This window comes from Bifidobacterium callitrichidarum (genome assembly GCF_003129905.1).
In the GTDB taxonomy this organism is placed as follows: domain Bacteria; phylum Actinomycetota; class Actinomycetes; order Actinomycetales; family Bifidobacteriaceae; genus Bifidobacterium; species Bifidobacterium callitrichidarum.
This window is the reverse complement of sequence record NZ_QFFM01000027.1, coordinates 1-24,367: the sequence shown is the minus strand read 5'-3', so window position 1 is coordinate 24,367 and position 24,367 is coordinate 1. Positions and strand designations below refer to the sequence as shown.

17 protein-coding genes and 1 tRNA gene are annotated in these 24,367 nt (G+C 62.0%); 9 read left to right on the top strand and 9 right to left on the bottom strand.

Features of this window, described 5'->3' with window-relative positions; genetic code table 11:
• The first annotated feature begins 20 nt into the window (after positions 1-20).
• The 7 genes from gatB (at position 21) to DF196_RS10830 (ending at position 10,153) form a co-directional block, all read left to right on the top strand.
• Complete coding sequence (gene gatB / locus DF196_RS10860) at positions 21-1,520, top strand: Asp-tRNA(Asn)/Glu-tRNA(Gln) amidotransferase subunit GatB (protein WP_109057834.1); 1,500 nt, start codon at positions 21-23, stop codon at positions 1,518-1,520.
• Positions 1,521-1,702: 182 nt separating this feature from the next.
• On the top strand, positions 1,703-2,746 hold the full coding sequence (locus tag DF196_RS10855) for a GNAT family N-acetyltransferase (RefSeq protein WP_170115051.1): 1,044 nt from the start codon (positions 1,703-1,705) through the stop codon (positions 2,744-2,746).
• A gap of 6 nt (positions 2,747-2,752) precedes the next feature.
• Complete coding sequence (locus tag DF196_RS10850) at positions 2,753-3,067, top strand: DUF2469 domain-containing protein (RefSeq protein ID WP_033890645.1); 315 nt, start codon at positions 2,753-2,755, stop codon at positions 3,065-3,067.
• 153 nt (positions 3,068-3,220) lie between these two features.
• Positions 3,221-4,834, top strand: a complete 1,614-nt coding sequence (locus DF196_RS10845; RefSeq protein ID WP_109057833.1) for an NAD(P)/FAD-dependent oxidoreductase — start codon at positions 3,221-3,223, stop codon at positions 4,832-4,834.
• 405 nt (positions 4,835-5,239) lie between these two features.
• Positions 5,240-7,414, top strand: coding sequence for a transcription termination factor Rho (gene rho / locus DF196_RS10840; protein WP_109057832.1), 2,175 nt, complete (start codon positions 5,240-5,242; stop codon positions 7,412-7,414).
• A 97-nt stretch (positions 7,415-7,511) separates the two neighbouring features.
• Complete coding sequence (locus DF196_RS10835) at positions 7,512-7,901, top strand: chorismate mutase (protein ID WP_109057831.1); 390 nt, start codon at positions 7,512-7,514, stop codon at positions 7,899-7,901.
• A gap of 122 nt (positions 7,902-8,023) precedes the next feature.
• Positions 8,024-10,153, top strand: a complete 2,130-nt coding sequence (locus tag DF196_RS10830) for a hypothetical protein (RefSeq protein ID WP_109057830.1) — start codon at positions 8,024-8,026, stop codon at positions 10,151-10,153.
• Positions 10,154-10,240: 87 nt separating this feature from the next.
• On the opposite strand, the gene valS is transcribed toward DF196_RS10830, so the two are convergent.
• From valS to DF196_RS10790, 8 genes are all read right to left on the bottom strand, one after another.
• The gene (gene valS, locus DF196_RS10825; protein ID WP_109057829.1) at positions 10,241-12,988 is read right to left on the bottom strand and encodes a valine--tRNA ligase; all 2,748 of its coding nucleotides are present in this window, start codon (positions 12,986-12,988) and stop codon (positions 10,241-10,243) included.
• Positions 12,989-13,141: 153 nt separating this feature from the next.
• Positions 13,142-14,797, bottom strand: a complete 1,656-nt coding sequence (locus DF196_RS10820) for an ABC transporter substrate-binding protein (protein WP_109057828.1) — start codon at positions 14,795-14,797, stop codon at positions 13,142-13,144.
• Positions 14,798-15,116: 319 nt separating this feature from the next.
• Complete coding sequence (gene nth, locus DF196_RS10815; protein ID WP_109057827.1) at positions 15,117-15,785, bottom strand: endonuclease III; 669 nt, start codon at positions 15,783-15,785, stop codon at positions 15,117-15,119.
• A 26-nt stretch (positions 15,786-15,811) separates the two neighbouring features.
• Positions 15,812-16,609 carry a winged helix-turn-helix transcriptional regulator gene (locus DF196_RS10810; RefSeq protein ID WP_170115055.1) on the bottom strand — a complete coding sequence of 266 codons (798 nt, stop codon included), beginning with the start codon at positions 16,607-16,609 and terminating at the stop codon, positions 15,812-15,814.
• A 264-nt stretch (positions 16,610-16,873) separates the two neighbouring features.
• Positions 16,874-17,578, bottom strand: coding sequence for a hypothetical protein (locus DF196_RS10805; RefSeq protein ID WP_109057825.1), 705 nt, complete (start codon positions 17,576-17,578; stop codon positions 16,874-16,876).
• 154 nt (positions 17,579-17,732) lie between these two features.
• Positions 17,733-18,311 (bottom strand): manganese efflux pump MntP, encoded by a 579-nt coding sequence (locus DF196_RS10800; RefSeq protein WP_109057824.1) that lies wholly within the window; start codon positions 18,309-18,311, stop codon positions 17,733-17,735.
• Positions 18,312-18,860: 549 nt separating this feature from the next.
• Positions 18,861-19,355: an inorganic diphosphatase gene (locus tag DF196_RS10795; RefSeq protein WP_109057823.1), complete on the bottom strand. Its 495-nt coding sequence runs from the start codon at positions 19,353-19,355 to the stop codon at positions 18,861-18,863.
• Positions 19,356-19,523: 168 nt separating this feature from the next.
• Positions 19,524-21,767 (bottom strand): alpha-1,4-glucan--maltose-1-phosphate maltosyltransferase, encoded by a 2,244-nt coding sequence (locus DF196_RS10790; protein ID WP_193852576.1) that lies wholly within the window; start codon positions 21,765-21,767, stop codon positions 19,524-19,526.
• A 238-nt stretch (positions 21,768-22,005) separates the two neighbouring features.
• Between DF196_RS10790 and DF196_RS10785 the strand changes: the two genes are divergently transcribed.
• Positions 22,006-23,394 (top strand): hypothetical protein, encoded by a 1,389-nt coding sequence (locus DF196_RS10785; protein WP_109057822.1) that lies wholly within the window; start codon positions 22,006-22,008, stop codon positions 23,392-23,394.
• Positions 23,395-23,531: 137 nt separating this feature from the next.
• On the top strand, positions 23,532-23,822 hold the full coding sequence (gene brnA / locus DF196_RS10780) for a type II toxin-antitoxin system BrnA family antitoxin (protein ID WP_109057821.1): 291 nt from the start codon (positions 23,532-23,534) through the stop codon (positions 23,820-23,822).
• 51 nt (positions 23,823-23,873) lie between these two features.
• Here brnA and DF196_RS10775 read toward each other — a convergent pair.
• Positions 23,874-23,950: transfer RNA gene (locus tag DF196_RS10775), tRNA-Met, on the bottom strand.
• Between the last annotated feature and the right edge of the window lie 417 nt (positions 23,951-24,367).

Sequence of the window (24,367 nt, the reverse complement as noted above, 5' to 3'; positions counted from 1 at the left end):
GGAAGGAAAACACAAACATCATGGCTGAAAAACTGATGAAGTACGCCGATGCCACCAAGAAGTATGACGTGGTCTTCGGCCTGGAAACGCACGTGGAGCTCAGCACGAACACCAAGCTGTTCTGCCCGGCCCACATCGAGTTCGGCGGCGAGCCGAACACCCAGCTGACCCCGGTCTCCCTGGGTCTGCCGGGCTCCCTGCCGGTGGTCAACAAGACCGCCGTCGATTACGCGATCAAGCTGGGCCTGGCCCTGCACTGCGAGATCGCCGAGTGGAGCCAGTTCGCCCGCAAGAACTACTTCTACCCGGATATGCCGCGCGACTACCAGATCTCCCAGTACGACAAGCCGACCAACGGCAATGGCTACCTGGATGTCGAGCTTGAGGACGGCACCGTGTTCCGTGTGCCGATCGAGCGTGCGCACATCGAGGACGACGCTGGCAAGAACACCCACGTGGGTGGCGCCGACGGCCGTATCGAGGGCGCCGACCACTCCCTCGTGGACTACAACCGCGCCGGTGTGCCGCTGATCGAGATCGTGACCAAGCCGATCGAGGGCGCGGGCGACCGTGCTCCGGAGATCGCCGGTGCGTACATGCGCGCCATCCGAGACATCGTGCGTGCGCTGGGCATTTCCCACGCCCGCATGGAGCAGGGCAACATGCGCGCCGACGTGAACGTCTCGCTGCGCCCGTCCGCCGATGCCCCGTACGGCACCCGTTCCGAAACCAAGAACGTGAACTCCTTCCGCGGCATTGAGAAGACCATCCAGTACGAGATCCGTCGTCAGGCCGCGCGCCTCGACGAAGGCAAGGAGATCCTGCAGGAGACCCGCCACTGGGATGAGGCCACGCAGACCACCGCTGGCGGCCGCGTGAAGTCCGATGCGGATGATTACCGCTACTTCCCGGATCCGGATCTGGTGATGCTGCACATCACCAAGGAGCATATCGCCGAGATCCAGGCCCAGATGCCGGAGATGCCGCGCGAGCGCCGCAACCGTCTCAAGGCCGAGTGGGGCCTGACGGACCTGCAGATGCGCGACATCCTCAACGCCGACGCCCTCGACCTCATCGAGGAGACCGTCAAGGCTGGTGCCTCCGCCGCCGGTGCCCGCAAGTGGTGGCTGGGCGAGCTGTCCCGCGAGGCTAACGCCAAGGGCGTCTCGCTCGAAGAGCTGCCGGTCACCCCGGCGGACGTGGCCGAGGTCGAGAAGCTCATCGCCGACGGCAAGCTCAACGACAAGCTCGCCAAGCAGACCGTCGCCGGCGTGCTCGCCGGTGAGGGCACCCCGGACGAGGTCGTCAAGAAGCACGGCTACAAGATCGTCGAGGACAACGGCGCCATCGAGGCGGCCGTGGACGCGGCGTTCGAGGCCAACCCCGACGTGGTCGAGAAGCTCAAGAGCGGCAACATGAAGCCGATGGGCGTGATCATCGGCGCCGTCATGAAGGCCACCCGCGGCCAGGCCGATGCCAAGGCCGTGACCAAGGTCGTCATGTCCAAGATCAAGGGCTGATTTTCGCTCAGTCTCACCTAGGCTCCCCTCCCCGAGGGGAGCCTTTTTCATATGCGTCTCACTATGCGCCACCGGCGTAAACATGTGGCGAACATCCCACTTCAGCCTATTTTCAGGGTTCATCCAGTCGAGTAAGATAGGTTCGGCACTGCAATATGAGTCGAAACAGGGGACGAGTACCGATGGCAGGGACCAACGAGGTGTTGAGCATGGCTACTGATGCGCGGCTGAAGCGTGATTTGCCCGAACGCATCGTCATTCCTCCGATTCGTGGCGAAATGGTGCACCTGCGCCCGGCCACCGTGGAGGATCTGTCTCGTTTGGATGAGCTGGATGCCTTCTATGGTGCTTCCAAGATCACCGGCAAGGATGCGGCCACCGAACGCGCCGTGGTGCACACCTGGGTCCGCCGCTCCCAAGCCTGGGAGGCCGGTCAGGCTCCCGCAGAGTCCGGCGTGGGCGATCCCGAATCTCGTCGCACCATCGCATGGGCTGTGCTGACGGACGCCGACCATGACGACGACGGTAAGGTGGACGCCGCTTCGACCGGCAACGTCATCGGCATGATCTTCCTCATCGACATCGATGGCTGGTCCCGTTCCGCACGCATCCAGATTGTGCTCGGACGTGACTATCGCGGCCGCGGCTACTCGCGTGACGCCATGCCGCGTGTGATGACGTACGGCTTCGCCCCCGAACCGGCGGGCTTGGGCATGCACCGCATCTGGGTGGGCGTGCCGGAGAAGAACAGCCGCTCGATTTCCGTCTACCAGTCGCTCGGCTTCGTGCCGTCCGGCACTTCGCGCGACGCCCTGTGGGATGCGGAGAACAACAAGTACCAGGATCTCATCGTCATGGATACGCTGGTGGACGAGTACGATCCGATCCGTTCGCTCGATGCCTTCGGCATGCACCTCATCGAGGACAATCCGGGCGTCAAAGAGGCCCTGTCCGCTCGCGAGCACTCCATCGCCATCCAGCAGAACATCGCAAGCCCGGCCGATGCGCAGGAGAGCGACGCCGGCAGCCGTCCGGCCCCGAAGTCGGCGGCCGCGGCACCGCAGCAGCAGGAGACCGGGGAAGAGCGTCGGCACGATTCCGGCGCGAACCGGATCGCCGACGAAGAAAGCAACTGGCCGTACGGCCAGAACGAACGCAAGACCTCGAAGGAAGCATGGTGGCGTACACTGGGCCGAGGCCGTAAGCGTGACACGGAAAGTGAGTAATCAAGCATGAGCGCCGAGGATCTCGACAACTACGAAACCGACGCCGAACTCGCACTGTATAAGGAATACCGAGACGTCATCAAGCTCTTCACCTACGTGGTGGAGACCGAACGCCGTTTCTATCTGGCGAACAAGGTGGACTTCAACGTCCGCTCCGCTGGTCAGGACGTGTACTTCGACGTGCAGCTCACCGATGCGTGGGTGTGGGACGTGTACCGTTCCAGCCGTTTCGTCAAGTCCGTTCGCATCGTGACGTTCAAGGACGTCAACGTCGAAGAGGTGCAGAAAACCGATATCGACATCCCGGACGACATCCATTAACGTCGGATTCGTCCATCGATTGGCCTTCCCCTGCCGGGAAGGCCAATTTTGTTGTCGTGACTATGAATATTCGTTGAGGAAATGCACAAGGTCGGCGTGCGCTTCCGGGGCTTGGGATAAGCTATCGCTGATTTGGTTAGAAGGAGATTTCAAGTGAGCGAAAAGCAATCCGTGGTGATTATCGGCGGTGGTCCCGCCGGTCTGACCGCTGCCTGGGAGTTCGTCAAGGACGGCGGCGCTGAGAACTACGACGTGACCGTGCTTGAGGAGACCCGCGAATTCGGCGGCATCTCCCGCACCGTCAAGCACAACGGCAACCGCATGGACATCGGCGGCCACCGCTTCTTCTCTAAGGACACCCGCATCATGGACTGGTGGAAGGATGTCCTGCCGCTGCAGGGCGCCCCCAGCTATGACGACAAGAAGCTCGGCCGTCACCACGACCTTGAGCCCGGCGGCCCGGATCCCGAGGTCACCGATGAGGTGATGCTCAAGCGTCACCGCGTCTCCCGCATCTTCTACGGCGGTCGCTTCTTCGACTATCCGATCTCCCTGAAGCCCGCCACCTTCAAGGCCATGGGCTTCGTGATGACCATGCAGGCCGGCTTCAGCTACCTGAAGTCCATGTTCCACAAGCTGCCTGAGGACAATCTCGAGAACTTCTACATCAACCGCTTCGGCCGCAAGCTTTACTCCATGTTCTTCGAGGGCTACACGGAGAAGCTGTGGGGTCGCCATCCCTCCCAGATTTCCGCCGATTGGGGCGCGCAGCGCGTCAAGGGTCTGAGCGTGATGGGCGTGCTGAAGAACGCCTTCCAGAAGCTGCTGCCCAAGAAGCGTTCCAACGCCGAGGTGGAGACCTCCCTCATCGAGGAGTTCTGGTACCCGAAGTACGGCCCGGGCCAGCTGTGGGAGACCGTCGAGAAGCGCTGCGCCGCCAACGGTGCCAAGGTGATCACCGACGCCAAGGTGGTCGAGGTGCGCCAGTCCAACGGTTCCATCTCCTCCGTGGTCTACGAGGACTCCGAGGGCAACCGCACCGAGCTGGCCGCCGACCAGTTCATCTCCTCCATGCCCATCAAGGACTTGGTCAACGCCATCGACGCCGCCGGTGAGGACGCCGAGGCCCCCGAATCCAAGGTCGCCCCCGCGGATATGACCACCATCGCCAACGGCCTGCCGTACCGCGACTTCGTGACCGTGGGTCTCCTGGTCAAGCGCATGCGCCTGAAGAACACCACCAACATCCCCACCCTCGGCAACCCGCCGATCGTGCCGGACTGCTGGATCTACGTGCAGGACCCGGGCTACACCGTGGGCCGCATCCAGGTGTTCAACAACTGGAGCCCGTACCTGGTCAAGGACGTGGACAACACCGTCTGGATCGGTCTCGAGTACTTCTGCAACGAAGGCGACGCCTTCTGGAACATGAGCGAGGAAGACTGCGTCAAGTTCGCCATCCACGAGATGGTGCGCATGAAGGTCATCTCCAGCCCGGACGACGTGCTCGACACCCACCGCGAGAAGGTCAAGAAGGCCTACCCGGCCTACTTCGACACCTACGCCCAGATGGACGAGCTCGTCGAATACCTCGACTCCTTCGGCAACCTCTACTGCGTGGGCCGCAACGGTCAGCACCACTACAACAACATGGACCACTCCATGGCCACCGCCATCGAGGCCGTCGACAACATCAAGACCGGCAAGACCTCCAAGAAGAATGTGTGGTCTGTCAACACCGAAAAGTCCTACCACGAAGAAAAGTAGTTGGCGGAGCGTTAGCTGCGTTGCTCCTCGGTCGACGTACCTTCGTACGCCTTCCCTCGGTGCGCCTTGCTACCGCACGCGCCAACAACTTTTCTTAGAAAAGTAGAAATTCCTCTGTTCTGGCTCCCCTCTCTGAGGGGAGCTGTCGAACGAAGTGAGACTGAGGGGAGCCCGCTGAAATCGCGGCCGGGCTCCCCTTAATCGTCTTTACCTCCTGGCTCCCCTCAATCGAGGGGAGCTTTTGCTATATATGATGCTGTTTTGCGTTGGTCGGCGAGCCGTTGTAAAGTAATCGAAGTTCGCTAGGTATCAGAGACGCCGCGAACCTCTATGTGCGGTGCAACCGCAAATCACTCTTAACGCCGTCAGAGGCGCAAGCCTGTTCGGTATGGAAAGGGCACACTAGTGGCAAACAGCCAGAATCTTGAGGACATGAAGCTGCCTGAGCTCAAGGAGCTCGCCAAGCAGATGGGTCTGCGCGGAACGTCGACCATGCGCAAGCCCGAACTTCTCGCCACCCTGCAGGCCGCGCGTAACGGCGGTGAACCGCCGGCCGGCGTCACGGTGCGTGCGCCCAAGACCGCCGCTCTGGCCGCCAAGGAAGCCGCGGAGACCAAGCCCGCCGCCGATCAGGCCCCGGCTGTGCAGTCCGCTCCGGCCGCCGACCAGCCCGCCGTCCCCGCCGTAGCCGCACAGGACCAGCCGCAGCCAGCCCCGGCAGAAACCATCGAAAAGCCGGCCAAGTCCGGTAAGGGCGAGAAGTCCGTTTCCGATGTCGTGGCCCAGCTTGACCTGCCGTCCCTGGACGCGGCCGCATCCGAACCGCGCCGCTCCCGTCGCGCGCTGGACAACAAGGACGCCAAGGATCACGCGGACGACACCCGTTCCTACCGCCGCAATAAGAACGACAATCAGGCTGATTCCGGCCGCCGCAAGACCCGTCAGCACGATGGCGACGACCTGCTTGCCACCCTCGACCTCGGCGGCGATACCGAGGGCCGCCGTCGCCGCAACCGTCGCGACGAGAACACCGAGCCGCTGATCCGCCGCGTGCGCGACGATGAGGACGAGCAGCCGCGTCGCCGTCGCCGTCAGGAAGGCGACGAGGAGAACGTGCGCGACCTCGACGACATCCTGGCCACCCTGCCCACGCAGAAGCAGGAGCAGTCTGAGGACGCGGAGCAGGGCGAGGACCGTGATTTCGTGCGTCGCAGCCGCAATCGCGACCGTGGCAATGACCGTAACGATCATGCCGAGCACAATGATCGCACCGACCGCCGTGGTCGTCGCCTGCGTGGCCGCGACCGCGACAACATGGGCGCCGGCGAGGATGATCGCCGTTATGACGATCGCACCGACCGCGGCAACGACCGTAACGATCGCCCTGATCGCAACGATCGTGCGGATCGCCGCGAGGAGCCGCAGGAGGATCTGGTACCGGTGGCCGGCATCGTGGACGTGCTGGACTCCTACGCCTTCGTGCGTACCTCCGGCTACCTGCCCGGCCCGAACGACGTGTACGTCTCCATGGGCCAGGTCAAGAAGTACGGCCTGCGTAAGGGCGACGCCGTGCACGGCTCCATCCGCGCCCCGCGCGAGGGCGACCGCCGCAACCAGCGCCAGAAGTTCGTGCCGCTGCAGTCCATCGACTCCATCAACGGCCAGAGCGTCGAAGAGGCCCTGAACCGTCCGCAGTTCTCCAAGCTCACCCCGCTGTACCCGCAGGAGCGCCTGAAGCAGGAGACGACGCCGAACAAGATCACCGGCCGCATCATGGATATCGTGGCCCCGATCGGCAAGGGCCAGCGTGGCCTGATTGTCTCCCCGCCGAAGGCCGGCAAGACCATCACGCTGCAGAACATCGCCAACGCCATCGCCACCAACAACCCTGAGGTGCACCTCATGGTGGTGCTGGTGGACGAGCGTCCGGAAGAGGTCACGGATATGGAGCGCACCGTGCAGGGCGAGGTCATCTCCTCGACCTTCGACCGTCCGGCCTCCGACCACACCACCGTCGCAGAGCTTGCCATCGAGCGCGCCAAGCGTCTGGTGGAGCTCGGTCAGGACGTGGTGGTGCTGCTCGACTCCATGACCCGTCTGGCCCGCGCGTACAACATCGCCGCCCCGGCCTCCGGCCGCATCCTGTCCGGCGGTGTGGACGCCCAGGCGCTGTACCCGCCGAAGAAGTTCTTCGGCGCCGCCCGCAACATCGAGAACGGCGGCTCGCTGACCATCATCTCCTCCGCGCTGGTGGAGACCGGTTCCAAGATGGACGAGGTGATCTTCGAGGAGTTCAAGGGCACCGGCAACATGGAGCTGCGCCTGAGCCGCGAGCTGGCGGACAAGCGACTCTTCCCGGCCATCGACATCAACGCCTCCGGCACCCGCCGCGAGGAGCTGATTACCGAGCCGAAGGAACTGCCGATTATCTACCGTCTGCGTCGACTGCTCGGCGGTATGGAGCCTGAGCAGGCCTACCAGACGCTGGTGCCGCGCCTCAAGAAGACCGCCACCAACCGCGACTTCCTGGCCGCCATCGTGCAGCAGGCCAATAACGGCAACGCCGTGAACGGCAACTGAGTCCATCGCTTCGGTTCCCCTCGCCACTGGTGAGGGGAACTTTTTAATGCGCGATGAAGCATCGACGGCTTCCCGAGACTGGAGTATCCTCGAATCTATGAGCGAAACGAGCAGTGACTGGCAGAGGACGACCATTGATTCCGCCCAAGCGGCGGCCCACCCTGAGACCGCCCAGGCGGTGGCGCAGATCAAAGCGCTTCGTCAATCCATCGACAATATCGATTCCGCGGTTATTTCGCTGCTCGCCGAGCGGTTCAAGACCACGTCCCAGGTGGGCGTGCTGAAGGCCAACGCCGGATTCGCCCCGGAAGACACCAAGCGTGAGGACTACCAGATCGAGCGTCTCCACCGCATCGCTGTCGATGCCGGTCTTGATCCGGAAATCGCGGAGAAATACCGTGAATTCGTGGTGACTGAAGCCAAGAAGCGTCACCAGCGCATCGCCGACGCCGGTGGTGATCCGGGCGTTCTGGACGTGTTCGCCTAATTTTTGCTGGGGCGTGCCTCGACTACATTGATACGGAGTTGGTTATCCGCCCCGGTTCGTTAGTCGCGCGCGATTGCGTCGCCCGACTCGCACTGACCGGCCGTATCGATGGGATTGATGGTATGAAGCTCGCCGCCGCTTTGGTCAGTTGCGCCCTGTGCGTGACGGCCGCTACCGGTGGCGCATGGCTCAGCCGCCCGGCCGATGTGGATTATGGTCCGGTGCTTGCCGCGTCCGCCGACCGATACGCCGTACTGGATGACGAAGGCGAGCCGGCACGCTGGTATGTGACGGGCGCGGCAAACGGGACTGCCGTCTCCGGCACAAATACCGCCTCCGATTCCGCCGTCACGCGCATTCCTGCCGACTCCGATACCGCGCCGGCTTCCCCGTGGAAGATCACGGTCGCCTATTCGCTCGATGGTCCGAACGTGGACGCCGCAACCGTGAGCGGTGCGTCCGGTCTCGTCGGCATATACATCGATGTCCAGCCCGCCACTGACGAGGCTGACAAGAGCATTCCTGTCGTGGCGTTCACCGTGCCCACGCAGGTCGCCGGCGACATATCCGCGGACAAAGGCGTTTCACTCGCCACACAAGGTTCGGACACCGTCGTCGCGGCGGCCGGCAAATCCGGTTCCGGTCTGAGCTTCAGTTGTTACATGAACGCCAAGGACTTCACAATGAGCGCTGTGGCGCTCGCCTCGTTGCCCGTTTCGAACGGTGAATCAGGCAATGGCACGTCAGCATCCGGTTCCGATGCCGCCCAGCTCGCCGCCACCGCAGCCACGCTGGTCGACTCCCTGACCGATGCCGGTTCGGGTGAACACCAGCAGCTCGTGGACCAGCTCAAGGCCTTGCGGGACAACGAACGCAAGCTGGACCAGTCCGTAGTGGCCGAGCGCAAGGCCGCCCACAAGCAAACGTTCGAAGGCTACATGGCCGCGTACGTGGGCTCATACACCAATCATCTGTCCGGTTCCATCGGCACCTCCACGCAGCTGCCCGCGCTCATGGGCACCGCCGGCGAACTGTCCGGCGATACGCCTCTCGCTCAAGCCGTGATCGACTTGGCCAATGCGGTGAACAACGTGAGCGCCGCGCACATGCACGCAGGCGCTGTGGACGCTTTGGACGAGGTGATCCGTCGCATCCAGCAGCAGGGTACCACCGGTCTCATCGATGACCTGACCGCCGAGGCCGCCGAAGAGGCCACCAAGGGCTCCAAGCAGTACTCCGAGGGGCAGAGCCAGCTTTCCGCCGCGATGATCCCGTATTCGATGAAATACACGGACGTCTACACCGCCAACCTGTCCGCGCTGACCGGCGGCACGTCCTCCGGGGCCTCCGCCTACGCGCAGCAGGCCATCGCCGAAACGAATGGCAGCGCCGATCTGAAGGACGCGCAATCCAAGGTAGACGCCGCCATGGGCACGCTCGCCGCCGCCTGCGAACACACCGGTAAGTCCCAAGCGCTGAAGCAGATTGTGCTACGTTTCTCCGACCAGTTCGAGGGCGGGGACAGCGCGGATGCCGCGCAGAATGGCAGCGGCGACAATGCCTCCGGCAATACGGGTTCCACTACGGCCCCAGATTCGGCGAAAACGTCCAAGGATGGCGGGAGCGGGAATACCGGTGCAGGTCAGGCCGAAGCGATTGATGAATCCCGCGCGCTCGCCGGACTGGTGGACCCGCAGTCGCGGTCGTTCTACGGCCGTACCAAGGTCGCCGACGCCAAACGCAAGGCACAGGCTGCGCTGAAACAGGCCGAAGCCGCCAAACAGCAGCAATCACGGGACGCCAACGCCTCGCTCGTGGACGATACGATGTCCATGTCCGCCGGTGACGTGATGAGTTACGCCAACGGCCTCACCTCCGCGTTGGGCGGCGGCAAGTCGTCCGGTAATTCCGGTGCGTCCGCCAGTGGCGATGCTTCTGCGGCCGGTCAATCCGGCCAGTCACAATCCAATGCATCCGGCTCTACGGGAACCGATGACGGTGCTTCGACGGCGTCCGGCAAGTCGGGCCAGTCCGGCGACGCCGCGGACGACACCGACTCCGCGCCCGTCCTGTTCGGCTTTGACAAGGGCGGCACGCTGCTCACGCATGACATGAGCACGCTCATTAGCGAAACCGTGGAACTCGGCGACGCCGGAACCCTCATCGCTCAGGCCATCACCCAACTAGGCGCATCCGCGCCGCAATCCAGCACCGGCGATCCCCGCTACCTCCTCGTGATTCCCACCGTGTGATTACGCCAGTCCGTTGGAGGATATGGGAAAGCCCCGGCCATGCGGTCGGGGCTTTCCCATATGACGATCAAGCTCCACAGAGAGCGATCACTTCGCCTTCTTCACAGGAGGCTCACCGAGCTCGCTGGACTCGACAGCGACCTCGGCCTCGGCGGATGCGGCTTCGGCGGCGTCCTCGGCGGACTCCTCCTCGGCGTGCTTGGCCACGAGATCGAACTTGCCCACCACGCGGCCGGCCTGCGCGATATCGGTCAGCGCGGCGCGAATCGCGTCCACACCGTCCTGCGCGGCGGTCAGCGCCACGGAGAGGATCGGCGTCTTCATGGAGACCTTGGCCTCGGACTTGATCTTACGCAGCTGCTCCACAGCCTTGCCGGCCCAAGCCAGCGTCTCGGGAGAAACACCGGCGGCGGCAGCCGCATACGGCTCCGGGGTCGGCCAGGCAGCACGGTGCACGGAACCGGAACCGGCGTGCATCCAGCTCCACACCTCTTCGGTGGCGTACGGCAGGTACGGGGCCAGCAGGCGGGCGAATGCGTCCAGACCCAGGCCCAGCGCGGTGCGGGCGGAACGGACGGCCTTCTCGGACGGGGCCACGCCCTTCTCGTCCGGGGTGCCGTAGGCGCGGTTCTTGACCAGCTCGATGTAGTCGTCGCAGAACTGCCAGAAGTAGGACTCGATGACCTCCAGCGCCTTGGAGTGCTCGTAGGCCTCCAGCGCGTCGGTGGCCTGGCGGATCACATGGGCCAGCTTTGCCATGGCGGCGCGATCCAGCGGTTCGGTCACATCGGCCGGGTTCCAGGCGGCAACCGCGGACTCGCCCACGTGATGGTTCTCGTCCTCACGGCCGATGGCCAGCGCGAACTTGGTGGCGTTCAGCAGCTTGATGGCCAGTCGACGGCCGATCTTCATCTGACCCACATCGTACGTGGCGTCCAGGCCCAGACGGGCGGCGGCGGCCCAGTAACGCACGGCGTCCGCGCCGAACTTCTCGATCGGCTCGTTCGGCACCACCACGTTGCCCTTGGACTTCGACATCTTCTTGTGGTCCGGATCCAGGATCCAGCCGGACAGCGTGGCGTGGGCCCACGGCAGGCACTTGTTCTCGAGGTGCGCACGGTCCACGGTGGAGAACAGCCAGGTACGGATGATGTCCTGACCCTGCGGACGCAGATCCATCGGGAACGTGGAGGCGAACAGGGCCTTGGAGGCCTCGTCCGGTTCGGCCCAGTGGGTCACGATCTGCGGGGTGAGCGAGGAGGTCGCCCACGTGTCCATGATGTCCTTCTCGGCCGTGAAGCCGCCGGGCACGTCACGCTGGTCCTCGGTGTAGCCGGCCGGCACGTCGATGGTCGGGTCGATTGGCAGGATGTCCTCGCTCGGGGTGATCGGGTGATCGTAATCCGGCTCACCATCGGCCTTGACCGGGTACCACAGCGGGAACGGCACACCGAAGAAGCGCTGGCGGGAGATGAGCCAATCGCCGTTGAGGCCATGGACCCAGTTCTCGTAACGTACGCGCATGAAGTCGGGGTGGAAGTTGAGCTCCTTGCCACGCTCGATGAGCTCGGCGTTCAGCTTGGCGTCCGTGCCGCCGTTCTTCAGGTACCACTGGCGGGAGGTGACGATCTCGAGCGGCTTGTCGCCCTTCTCGTAGAAGTTCGTCATACGCTTGGTCGGCGTCGGCTCGCCGTCCAGATCGCCGGACTCGCGCAGCTTGTCCACGATCACCTTGCGGGCGGAGAACGTGGTCTTGCCGGCGGTCTCCGCGAAGATCTCGCGGCCGGCCGGATCGGTGATCCAGTCCGGGGTGTCCATCACGATGCGGCCGTTGCGCTGGATGATCGGGCGGGTGGGCAGCTTGAGGTCGCGCCACCACTGCACATCGGTCACGTCACCGAACGTACAGCACATGGCGATGCCGGCGCCCTTGTCCATTTCGGCGGCCGGGTGGGCCAGAATCGGCACCTTGACCTTGAACAGCGGGGAGTAGACCTCCTGGCCGAAGTACTTCTTGTAACGGTCGTCGTCCGGGTTGGCGATCAGCGAGGTGCAGGCCGCCAGCAGCTCCGGACGGGTGGTCTCGATGTAGATCGGGGTGCCATCCTCGAAGCGGAAGGCCACCTTGTGGTAGAAGCCGGGGTACTCGCGGCTCTCAAGCTCGGCCTGGGCCACGGCGGTCTGGAAGGTCACGTCCCACAGACCCGGGGCGTCCTGCTGGTAGGCCTCACCGCGGGCGAGGTTGCGCAGGAAGGCCTTCTGGGCCACACGCTGCGGGTGCTCGCCGATGGTGTGGTAGGTCTGGGACCAGTCGATGGACAGGCCCAGCTTGCGCCACAGCGCCTCGAACAGCTTCTCGTCCTGGGCGGTCAGCTTCTCGCACAGTTCGATGAAGTTCTTGCGGGAGATCGGGACCTGGTCCTTGGCGTCGATCTTCTTGCCGTCGGTGCCCTCGTACGGCGGCTTGAAGTCCGGATCGTACGGCAGGGAGACGTCCACACGCACGCCGTAGTAGTTCTGCACGCGGCGCTCGGTGGGCAGGCCGTTGTCGTCCCAGCCCATCGGGTAGAACACGTCGAAGCCGCGCATGCGCTTGTAGCGCGCGATCACATCGGTGTGCGTGTAGGAGAACACGTGGCCCACGTGCAGCGAACCGGAGACGGTGGGCGGCGGGGTGTCGATGGAGTACACGGCCTTGCGGTCACGGGTGTTCTGGAATTTGTAGGTGCCGTTCTCATCCCAAACGGCGCGCCACTTATCCTCAAGACCGTCCACGCCGACCTTGTCGGGCAGTGGGGTGAGGCTGGCGTTGATGATGGAATTGCCTTCAGTCATAAGGCCAAAGTCTATGCGTGTTGCATGACAAGGCGGCCTGTTCCGGCCCTTTCGCCAGCGGCCCGGCGGTGGTTTTGTCAGCGGTGCGTCGGACCGGACGACCGATGCCGGGAACGGCGGGATTCAGACAGGTTGACGTCACTCCCGGGAATTTCAGCCGATGCGCACGTTCGCCAGCGGCAGTCGCTGATCTGTCAGCGCGGTCGGATATCCGCTTACGCCGCTCCTCGCAGCCGTGAAACAAGCCCGTGCGTACAGCCAGTCGGCGGCCGCATCCTTGCTGAGCAGTCGCGCATACGCTTTCATACGGTCCGCATAGTCCGTATCGTTCGTGGCCGCCCGTGCCGATGCATACGCTTGCTGCGCCTCCGCGCGGTCGTAATGGAACGGTCCGTTCTCATCCACGAACAGCCCCGCATCGTCCGTGCCGTCCATGCTCATCAGCGTCATCTCCCACGTGCCGGCCTGGATACGCGCCGCATACTCGGCGTCGGAGAGCACCTCAAGGTTCACGCTCGGTCGTGGTCCCTGCTCGATCTGCTGTTTGATGTTTTCCGCCAACGTTCGCCACCGCTCCGTGACCACCAGATTCACCGTGGTCAGGTACTGGTCGCCGAAATACCCGAACATCTGCTGCGCTTGGGCCGTGTCATAGGGGAACAGTCCAGTCAGGTCCTCATAGCCCGGTTCCAGTGCGCTGACCGGTCCGCCCAACGACCCGTTGCCATCCGGCTGCGAGCTTGCGATGCCGGCCGCGTCGATCTGGTAGCGGAACGCCTTACGTGCCTGCTCATCCGAGAGCAGCGAATCGGTGCCGTGATTGTATGCCAGCATCACCTTGCTCGTGGTGGCGCCCTTGGTTACGGTGATGCCAGTCTTTTTGTCCGTCTTCGCGGTTTCGCTCTGCAGCGTCGCCGCCGCATTTGCGCCGAGATTCTGGGCCAGTTCGATGTCACCGCTCTTCAGGGCTTTCGCCAGTGCGGCATCATCGTCGTACTTGGTCACGGTCACGGTGGCGCTCGCCGCCTTGGTGCCGTGATACGTATCATTGCGCGCAAAGGTGAGGGACCGGGCGGCTTGGAAGTCGCGCACGGTGAACGGTCCGGAGCCCGCGGCCTTTGTAGCGTAATCGGTACTGCCCGCTTCCGCATCGAACACGACGCCGAGCTTGCCGGACAACGTTCGCAGCAGCGTGGGATTCGGTTGGGACAAGGTGATGACGACGGTCGAGGCATCCGGATTGGTCACCGAAGCGAGATTGCCGAGACTGTTCGTATCGGCGTTGCTGATGGAATTGCCTGCGGACTGATTCGTGGACTGGTTCGCGGCCTGGCCGTTGACCGCCTGCTGCAGTGACCACACCACATCCGCCGCGTCCAACGTATGTCCGTTGGAGAACGTGACGTTCTTGGCGATAGTGAAGGCGTAGGTCAGGCCATCGTCTGAGACGGTCCACTTCGTGGCGAGGCCCGGCTGGAGCCGGTTCTGCTGATCTACGGTGACGAGCGTTTCGTACACGTTGCCGATGAGTAGTCGTTCGGCGGGGGAGACGGCGTCAATTGCGGTCGGATCAGTGGCGTCGCCGTTGTTTCCGGCTGCAGCGGACGGTCGGATATCCAACGATTCCGGCATATCCGTCACCCCTATGCGTACGTTGTCGGTGGCTTCGGTGCTACTGCCGCCGAAGCCGGGAATCAGCGGGCGATGATTGATGACCGACCAGCCGGCCCAGACGAGCACGCTGAGCAGTGCGGTCACCCCCAGAAAGACGCCCCACTGAACCCACGCATTGTCCCGTCTGCTTCGCATGGAGCCCAGTCTAGCGGTGCAGTGCGATGCGGGCAGCGATTGCGGTGGTGCGGGCGGCGGGTGCGAGCCATTCGTTGGTCGTCTGACTTCACTAATGGTTCTTTTGGTGATGTTTCCTGGCCAGTAACTGGCGGTTTGCCATCACTGGGCGGCTCAGCGATGGCAGAAGGCCAGTGCGTGGATATATACCGTCACGAAAACCGGATTCAGCGGAGCCGGAACGCCAAGTACTGGCTTTATGCCGTCACTGAGCAGTTTCAACGGTGGTATATGGCCAATATTTGGCGCTATACCATCGCCGAATGGGGCTCAACTGGCCCTACGCTTTCGCAGGCTCGAAGCTGGGGCAGGAATCAGCGAGCGGGCAGTGCTCGCAGTCCGGCGTGCGGGCATGGCAGGTGGCCCGGCCGAACAGGATGAGCCGATGGGACAGATCCGTCCATTCCTCGGGCGGGAAGCAGGCGGTGATCTCCTTTTCGACCTTGACCGGATCGGACTTCGCAATACGCCAGTCCGAACGCCAGCGCAATCGGCCGGTCACGCGCATCACATGCGTGTCCACGGGGAAGCCGGGGATGCCGAAGGCATTACCAAGCACCACGTTCGCGGTTTTGCGACCCACACCCGGCAGACTGGTCAGCTCGTCCATCGTATGCGGCACCTCGCCTCCGAACCGTTCGTCCAGAGCGGTGGCGAGGCCGATGAGATGCTGGGTTTTGGAGCGATAGAATCCCAGCGGATGAATGATGTCCTCCACTTGGGTGGGGTTGGCGGCGGCCAGTGCGGCGGCGGTGGGGAACGTGGCGAACAGTTCCGGGGTCACGGTGTTCACGCGCTTGTCCGTGGTTTGGGCGCTCAGTACGGTGGCGATGAGCAGTTGCAATGGTGTGGAAAAATGCAGCGCGCATTCGGGAGCGGGGATCACCTGGCACAGGATGGCGTATTCATGGTGCATCCGCTCGATTCGCGCGGTTTTGGTTTCGCGCATGGGATTTGCCTCGAATCGGCTTCTGGTCAGGCGGCGGTGTTGAGTGCCGGAGCGCCGTCGTCGGTCCCAGAATCGGCGGAATCAGCGCGAATCGCAGACTGAGCGGCCTGCTTGGCCGCAGCCTCGCCACGGTCGTTCTCCGGCGGATCGAAGCGGTAGCCCACGTTGCGCACGGTGCCGATGAGGTGTTCGTATTCGCCGCCGAGCTTGGCACGCAGGCGACGGATGTGCACGTCCACAGTGCGGGTGCCGCCGTAGTAGTCGTAGCCCCACACTTCCTGCAACAGCTGGGCGCGCGTGAACACGCGGCCGGGATGCTGGACCAGGTATTTGAGCAGTTCGAATTCCTTGTACGCCAAGTCGATGGGGCGGCCGTGCAGGGAAGCGGTGTATCCGTTGGTATCCACGATGAGATCGCCGGAACGGATCTGTCCGTCCTCCACAGTGGTGCCGGGTTCGGTGGAGGCACCGGACGGCGAACTGGTCGCAGGCGCATTGCCGCGCTCGGAAACCAAACGCAGACGGCCTTCGACCTCGGCAGGGGAGGCGGTGGTCACCACCACATCCGCGATACCCCACTGGGAGTTGACTACGGTGAAGCCGCCTTCGGTGAGCACCAGCACGATCGGCGTGGACAAGCCGGAGGCGTGGATGAGGCGGCACAGCGTCTTGGCGGTGGCCAGATCATCGCGGGCGTCCAAGAACAAAATGGTGTTCTCCGGCATCTTCACCAGGCTTGCCGCATCCATAGGCAGCACGCGCACACGATGGGAGAGCAGGGCGAGGGACGGCAGTACGGTGGCGGGATCGCTGGCGAATGTCATCAACGTAAGATCCGTCACGCTAATTCCCCCTCTTACTTGATTTCGCGGCAGGACCGCGATTCTTATCGATGCAAGGTCCGTGAGTCGAACGTTGTCACGCCGCTGCCGTCACGTTGACATTATTGTACGCGCGTGTGCGGGACACATGGATGTTACGTATGCGGAATATGAACGTGCCCCGTCTGCGAGGCAACTCACAGGCAGGGCACGGTGTCAGGTATTTGAACGGTCTTCGACTGATCCCGTAGTGCGGCAGGGCCGATGTCAGGCACCCAGTCGGGACAGGATCAGCGTCGCCGCGGCGATGGTCACGCCCATGAGCATCACCGGCAGCAACCCGGTGCCGATCCAGGGGTGACGGATCGCGGGATCCGGGTCGGCGTCACGCACCCACAGCGTGGACGCCACGGCCAGGGCCAGCGCCAGAACCACCAGCACGATGACGGTTACGGTACCGGCGGTGGTGCCTTTGAGCAGCATGGAGCCCAGCGCCGGCAGGAAGCACCAGCCGGCCACCGCAATGGCGGCCACGCCGGAGGTTACGGCATGGGAGAGCGCGCGGATGAGATGCGAACGGTTCTCGCGGGCCATCTGACGGCCGAAGGAGAAGATCACCAGCACCACCAGTAGCAGGCCGGCGGCCAGCGCCCAGGAATACCACGGGTAGGCTTCGCCGCTCTTGGCGATCTGCTCGGGCGGGACATCGCCGGACGGGAACGGCACCGCCACGAAGATCAGCGAGACCACGCCGAACGCGATGGTGACCGCGCGATCCAGCGTGGAGCCGCGGAACGGCCAGAACAGCACGAATTCGCCCAATACCAGCGCCGCGATGATCAGCGGAATGGCCGGGAACATGCTGCGGGTGGGGATGGCCGTGGCAGCGATGAGCAGCACATAGGCCGTGAACTGGGTCAGCAACATGCCCAAAGCCTTGTTTTTCCAATTCGGCTGGGTGATTTCGCTCATGTTGAAGCCTCTCGGTAGGAAAACGTCTCATAATATCCTACGTCGTGCGCAGGAAAGCGGACGATTGCGGGCTAGTGCATGCGGACTCTGCGCTCTTAAGGCCGGTACCTGCTCGGTAGCGATATGGGATACAGCAGTGACGATACAGCAGTGACTACAGCGCCAGAATGCCGAGATGCTCCAGCAGCACCTTGAGACCGATGAGGATGAGCACCACGCCGCCCGCGATCTGCGCCGGCTTCTGCCAGCGGGAGCCGAACACGCGGCCGATGTACAGGCCGGCTGCGGAGAACAGTCCGGTGATTACGCCGATCGTGGTCACGGCGAAGATGATGTTGGTCTTCATGAACGCCAGGCTCACGCCCACGGCGAAGGCGTCGATACTGCATGCCACAGCCAGTGGGAGCATGTGCTTCCAATCGAATTGGGCGGTTTCCTTGGCGTTCTCCTCGTCCTCCTCGAACGCCTCGTGCACCATGTTGCCGCCGATGAACACCAGCAGGCCGAAGATGATCCAATGATCGAACGCGGTGACGTACGAGCTGAACGTCGAGGCGGCGAAATAGCCAAGAATCGGGAACAACGCCTGGAATCCGCCGAACCAGAGCGCGGTTTTGATGGCATCCTGCACGCGGACCCGCGTGACGGTCAGTCCTTTTCCGATGGAAACGGCAAACGCATCCATAGCGACGGAAACAGAAATCAACAAGGTTTGAATGATGATCGAAATCATGAATATGAAGAAGGTTCATCGCCGGGCATCCGCGCGATGGGCCTCGACCAGCGTTCCCACACGCCGCCTACGCCTAGTTGAAAAGACAAGATGCCATTATACACGAAAGAACCAAACAAATATGGCTCCGTTAAGCCAGGATTGACATGGTTCCTATTCCTGGCTCTCTTTGTCAGGGGAGCCAGCGGCATTGCCGGCTGAGGGATGGCCCCACCGGATTTATGCCAATCTTGATTCAACAGGGCCAACAAATATGGCTCCCCTCGCTGAGGGGAGCTGTCGGCGAGAGCCGACTGAGGGGAGTTCCTCAGTATGAACGGAGGCTCCCCTCAGTCACCTGCGGTGACAGCTCCCCTCAGCGAGGGGAGCCAGGAAAGAAGCAAAAAATCACTTCTGGGAATCGGCGAGACGCTGGCGCGCTTCGACGATTCCCTTTTCGGCGACGGTCCTGTAATTACGGACAGCCTCCGGCTGACTCAATGTTGGCTCAGCCGCTGTCGCGTCTTCGCACGTCGCCGCGGACAGTCCACCGGACTGTCCTGCCGGAAATCACTTCGCGCTGTTCGCGAGGCGCTCACGCGCTTCGACGATTTCCTTTTCGGCGACGTCAGCGCCGGTCCAGTAATCGCCGGGCTTGACTTCCTTGCCGGGCTCCAGGGCCTTGTACTGCTCGAAGAAGTGCTTGATCTCGGCGAGGTGGTACTCGTTGACGTCCTTGACGTCCTTGATGCCGTCGTAACGGACGTCGGCCGGCACGCACAGCACCTTGTCGTCGCCGCCCTCTTCGTCCTCCATGTGGTACAGACCAACGGCGCGGCACTCGATGACGCAGCCCGGGAACACGGAGTTGTTGACCATCACGAGGGCGTCCAGCGGATCGCCGTCCTCGCCCAGGGTGCCCTCGATGTAGCCGTAGTCATCCGGGTAGCCCATGGCGGTGAACAGCTCGCGATCCAGGAAGACGCGGCCGGTCTCCTGGTCGACTTCGTACTTGTTCTTGGAACCACGCGGGATCTCGACCACGACGTTGAAGGTTTCTGCCATTGTTTTCTCCTTAGGGAATCGGCAAACTATTCGTTACACACACTACTACCTCGGGCGGCGCGCAGTCACCCTGCGTCGCGGCTCGAGACGGGAAAAGCGGGAATCGGACGGTACCGGTTCCCGCTTTTCTACGGATTGATCAGTCGATCACTGCACGCCCCTGCGCGATCACTGCACGGACAGGATGTGCGCCACGTCAGCCCACGGGGCGAGCGAGACGTAGTTGTCCCAGCCCCACTGGAATTCGCGGCCGGTCAGCTCATCGCGCACGTTGAGCGGGCGATCGGTGGGCAGGCCCAGCTCGCCGAGCTCGATATGCACGGTGGACTGATGCGCGTTGTGACCGTCCAGGTTCACCACCACGATGAGCGTGTCCGCCTGACCCGTGCCGGTCAGCTCGGCCGGAGTGTGGCGGGCGAACGCCAGGATGTTCGGATCGGAGGTGGGCAGCACGGTGAGGTTGTGGTAGCTCAGCGCGGCCGGGTGCTCGCGGCGGATCTTGTTGAGCGTGGTGAGCATCTTGGCCACGCCGTACTTCTCGGCCTTGGACCAGTCACGAACCTTGACCTCGTACTTCTCGTTGTCGATCTGCTCCTCGAAGCCCGGGCGCTGCTTGTTCTCGATGAGCTCGAAGCCGTTGTAGATGCCCCAGCTCGGGCTGCCCATGGCGGCCAGGACCGCGCGCACGCAGTGGCCGGCGATGCCGTTGTCGCGCACGTAGGCGGTGAGGATGTCCGGCGTGGTGGGCCAGAAGGTGTTGTGCTGGTAGTAGCCGTCGTCGCCGTTGGTGATCGGCAGGTACTCGGCCAGCTCCTCCTTGGTGTTGCGCCACGGGAAGTAGCAGTGGGACTGCGTGAAGCCCACGTAGCTCAGCGCGCGCATCATGCCCGGGCGGGTGAACGCCTCGGCCAGGAACAGGATCTCCGGGTGCTTCTTGGTCACCGAGGCGATCACGTCCTGCCAGAAGCGGACCGGCTTGGTGTGCGGGTTATCGATGCGGAAGATGGTCACGCCCGCTTCGATCCACAGGTTCAGGATGCGCTCCACTTCCTTCTCGATGCCGGGCATATCCGCATTGAAGTCGATCGGGTAGATGTCCTGATACTTCTTCGGCGGGTTCTCGGCGAAGGCGATGGAGCCGTCCGGCTTGTGGCGGAACCAGTTCGGATGCTGCTTGACCCACGGGTGGTCGGGCGAGCACTGCAACGCGAAGTCGAGTGCGATTTCCAGACCGAGCTCATGGGCGCGCTGGCACAGGGCCTTGAAGTCGTCCATGGTGCCCAGCAGCGGGTCCACGGTGTCATGGCCGCCGAGTTCGGAGCCGATGCCGAACGGGGAGCCCGGATCGTTCGGGCCGGCGATAAGCGAATTGTTGCGGCCCTTGCGGTTGGTCACGCCGATGGGGAAGATCGGCGGCAGATAGACGATGTCGAAGCCTTCCGCCTTGGCGCGTTCGAGGCCGGCGATGGAGGTCTTCAGGTTGCCTTGGACGATCTTGCCGGTCTCCGGATCCACGGTGGCGCCCTCGGAACGCGGGAAGAACTGGTACCAAGCGGCGAAGCTGGACTTCGGACGCTCCACCTTGAAGCGCTGCGGCTGGCTGGGGGAGAGGCCGTCGCGCAGCGGGTGGGTCTCATGCAGGGCCTTCACGGCCGGGTCGGTGGCCGCGGCCAGACGATCCTCGGGCGCGAGCTCCTTGTTGGCCATGGTCTCGGCGGCCTGCTCGATCACCTTGCGGTCCTTGGCGGACAGGCCGGCGTCCTTGGTCAGGGCCCAGCGGGCGAGCAGTTCGGCGCCGGAATCCAGCGCGTTCTCCACATCGTCCTTGACCTTCACCTTGATGGTGGCGTCGTGCAGCCAGGAAGTGTACGTGTCCTCCCAACCCTCGACGGTCACGGTCCAGATGCCCAGCTGGCGCTTGACGGCAGCGTAGCCTTCGTCCCACGGCTTGAGATCGCTGTGCTCGCCGCACTTGAGCGTGACTTCCCAACGGTCGAGGCCGGGGTTCGTGCAGGTCATCGGCAGACGCAGGGTCTCCTTGCCGCGCGGGTTGCGCACGACGGCGGTGGCGCCAACCTTGGTACGGCCTTCGATGAAGACTTGGGCGGTCACCTTGAAGGGTTCGCCGATCTCCACGCGGGCCGGATAGATGCCGCGTTCCTCGGCGGGAGTGATGTCCATAACGTTGATGCGGCCGAACTGGCCGGGCTCGCTGGCATCGATGACGGGAGCGGGGGCTTCGCCCACCAGTCCGTTGAGGGCCTGGTTCATGCGGCGGGTTTCGGGGTCAACCCGTTTGCGGCGGGTCGTGGTCTTCTTGGCGGCAGAAGTCGCCTTTGACTTCGAGGCCTTGGAGTCTGGGTTACTACTTGTATTGCGCTCTGCGCTTTGTTGTACTGCCATACTGCCCATTCTAAGGGGGTACGTGCATTTCGTGGTATTTCTTGTGCATTGTGGATAACTTTCGTGTAAACGTTCGATAAACAGTGTGATGTGGATAACTTTGCAGACCGGTTATCCACAACTTTCCGGTTGCCGTGAAGCCGGGGTCACATCGGTTGGAAGTGTTGGGATTGTGTGTGCAAAACTGCCATGCTCGACCTAGCCGCACGTAAGGAAGCGCGCGGCCCTTACGGAAAGGATCCGAGAGATGGCAACACAATGGCGGCGCAAGAGCATGGCCGCACTAACAATGCTCCTGGCCCTAACAATGATGCTCGGGATTGTGGCTTACCTACCTCGAACCTCTTTTGGCGATGACGATACTTCTCTTTCTCAGACTGACGTATGGAATAGTGGAGCGGTTCTTTTTGCAATGGGGCCACGTATTTATCCAGAAGTTGCTACGCAAGTAACTGCCAAAATGGTGAATGTTGGAGAACCGGTTTTTGACGAAGTGACTAGCGCGATTGCCGATACTAGCGCAGACGGCGAATGGACTGAGGATATAGAACTGCTAGCTAACGGCTATTATTTCGATGAAATCAAAGCCGAAAAATTAGATACTGCGATAACGCCAATGGATAACGAAAGTGCTGCTGATTTTCTGGGGCGTCTTGCGGACAGGGGCTATACCGCGGTGGCGTATGCTACAGCATCTTTTACTGCACCCAATCAGACCGTTAAGGCTCAAGCTATGACGGAAATGGGCGGTGAGGAACCATATCTTGCTCAGCAAAACAGTGGCTTTGGCACCTGGGTCTGGTCATTTGAGAGAGCGAATCAGACTGATGATGTTAGAGGGTATCTAGAGAAAGATTGGGTTAGTGATTTTCTTGACCCAGCAGAGACGAATGTGACTCGTAGCGTAATCTCGGTTTCATCTGAGGTCTCTCAGCGCATGGTGGAAATAGGTGATTCACTGGTCGATACAATAACCGTTTCGGGTTTTCCGGAAGATCATGGCTCCTTTGCGGGGAATGAGCAGTACGAGTTTGCTGCGGATGAAGCATACGCTCATGTAAGCCTGTGGTGGGCTGGTGATTTAAGTGATGCTTCTAATGATGAAGAATATGAACCATCTGGAGCGGATACGCCTGTTGAAGATGAAAATCATAAGATAGTTGGGCAATGGGATATTCCGGCGGTTAATGGCACTTATAAAGTAGGCAATGGGCCATTGACTGTTGATGGGGAAAGCATTGACATAACAGCTGATAGGCACGGTTGGTATGTATTCGTCTGGTCGTTCGATGGAGACGGTCGTGTTATGCCTGCTGCGAGTCGGTATGATGACGCTCAAGAGCGTGTATTAGTGATTGAAACGGAACCAGAGGAAGAGTCAGAAGAGGAAATCGAAGAAGAGCCTGAGGAGGAGCCGGAGGAACCTGAAGAGAATCAAACTCGCGAGGAGCCTAATTCTGATGTGGAAACCAAAGATAAGCAAGAATCACCTAAGCCGACTCTTCAGGAACCAGTGTCGACTCCTAAGCAGCTTGGCAAGACGGGATCTGGTGTTTTGTTGTTGTCGGGGATTGGGGTTTCGGTGCTTTCGGTGGGCATCATGATGCTTGCTGCGATTAAGCGACGGAGCTTGTAAACGGTTCTGATGTGCCGGAATGAAAGGCCAGAGGATTCCTTGTGGATTTCTGGCCTTTTCGATAGCCGCTCGTTCTCTGAGTAATAGAATCCGGATTATCTCAGTTCGGCGTTCACGGAAGAACGAGGAGGACTTTTATGAGCAAAGTGAATGAGTCCGGCAAGAGTGTAATTACCGGCGAGCAGCTGGATGAGATGTTTGACAATGGGGAAGATGTCCTCGACTACTTTGACATGGATCACGCAGTCGTAGAACACCATCCGCCATTGGAGAAGCGCGTTACCTTCACTATGCCGGCGTGGATGGTGAGCGAGCTGGACAAAGAGGCGAGTGAATTGGCGATTAGCCGTAATGCCGTGGTGAATACGTGGATAGCAGAGCGGCTTCGTCGTGACCGTCGGCGGGTGGACTCTACGAGCGAAGCCTGAGGCGGCCGGAAACGAAAAAGGTTGGAATCCGATTGGATTCCAACCTTTTGTTGGTAGCGGGGCATGGATTTGAACCATGGACCTCTGGGTTATGAGCCCAGCGAGCTACCGAGCTGCTCCACCCCGCGTCGGCTTGTCTTTTCGACAGCTCTATCTACTTTACTGATAGAGCGAAGAAAGTCAATACGCGATACGTCTTCGGCGTGTCGCGTATTGGTGTTTGCGAAAGGCTCTGTTAAGCCAAGATTGACATGAATTCCCCTGGACTACCCCTCAGTCGGCTTCGCCGCCAGCTCCCCTGACAAGGGGAGCCAAGAATAAGGGGCATGTCAATCTTGGTTTAACAGAACCTTGCGAAATGACGGCGGGAGGATCATGGGCGGTATGGGGGATATACAGCCGCCCCGGCTCGAATAACGCGCCATAAACGGAATCTATGGCGCATCGGGCCGGCTTCGGGTGAACCTGCGAGGTGCCTCATTTGAAAATGAGCGCGTAATCCGGAGTGGTGCCTCACCTGTGGTGAGCGTGAAATCCTAGTCCGC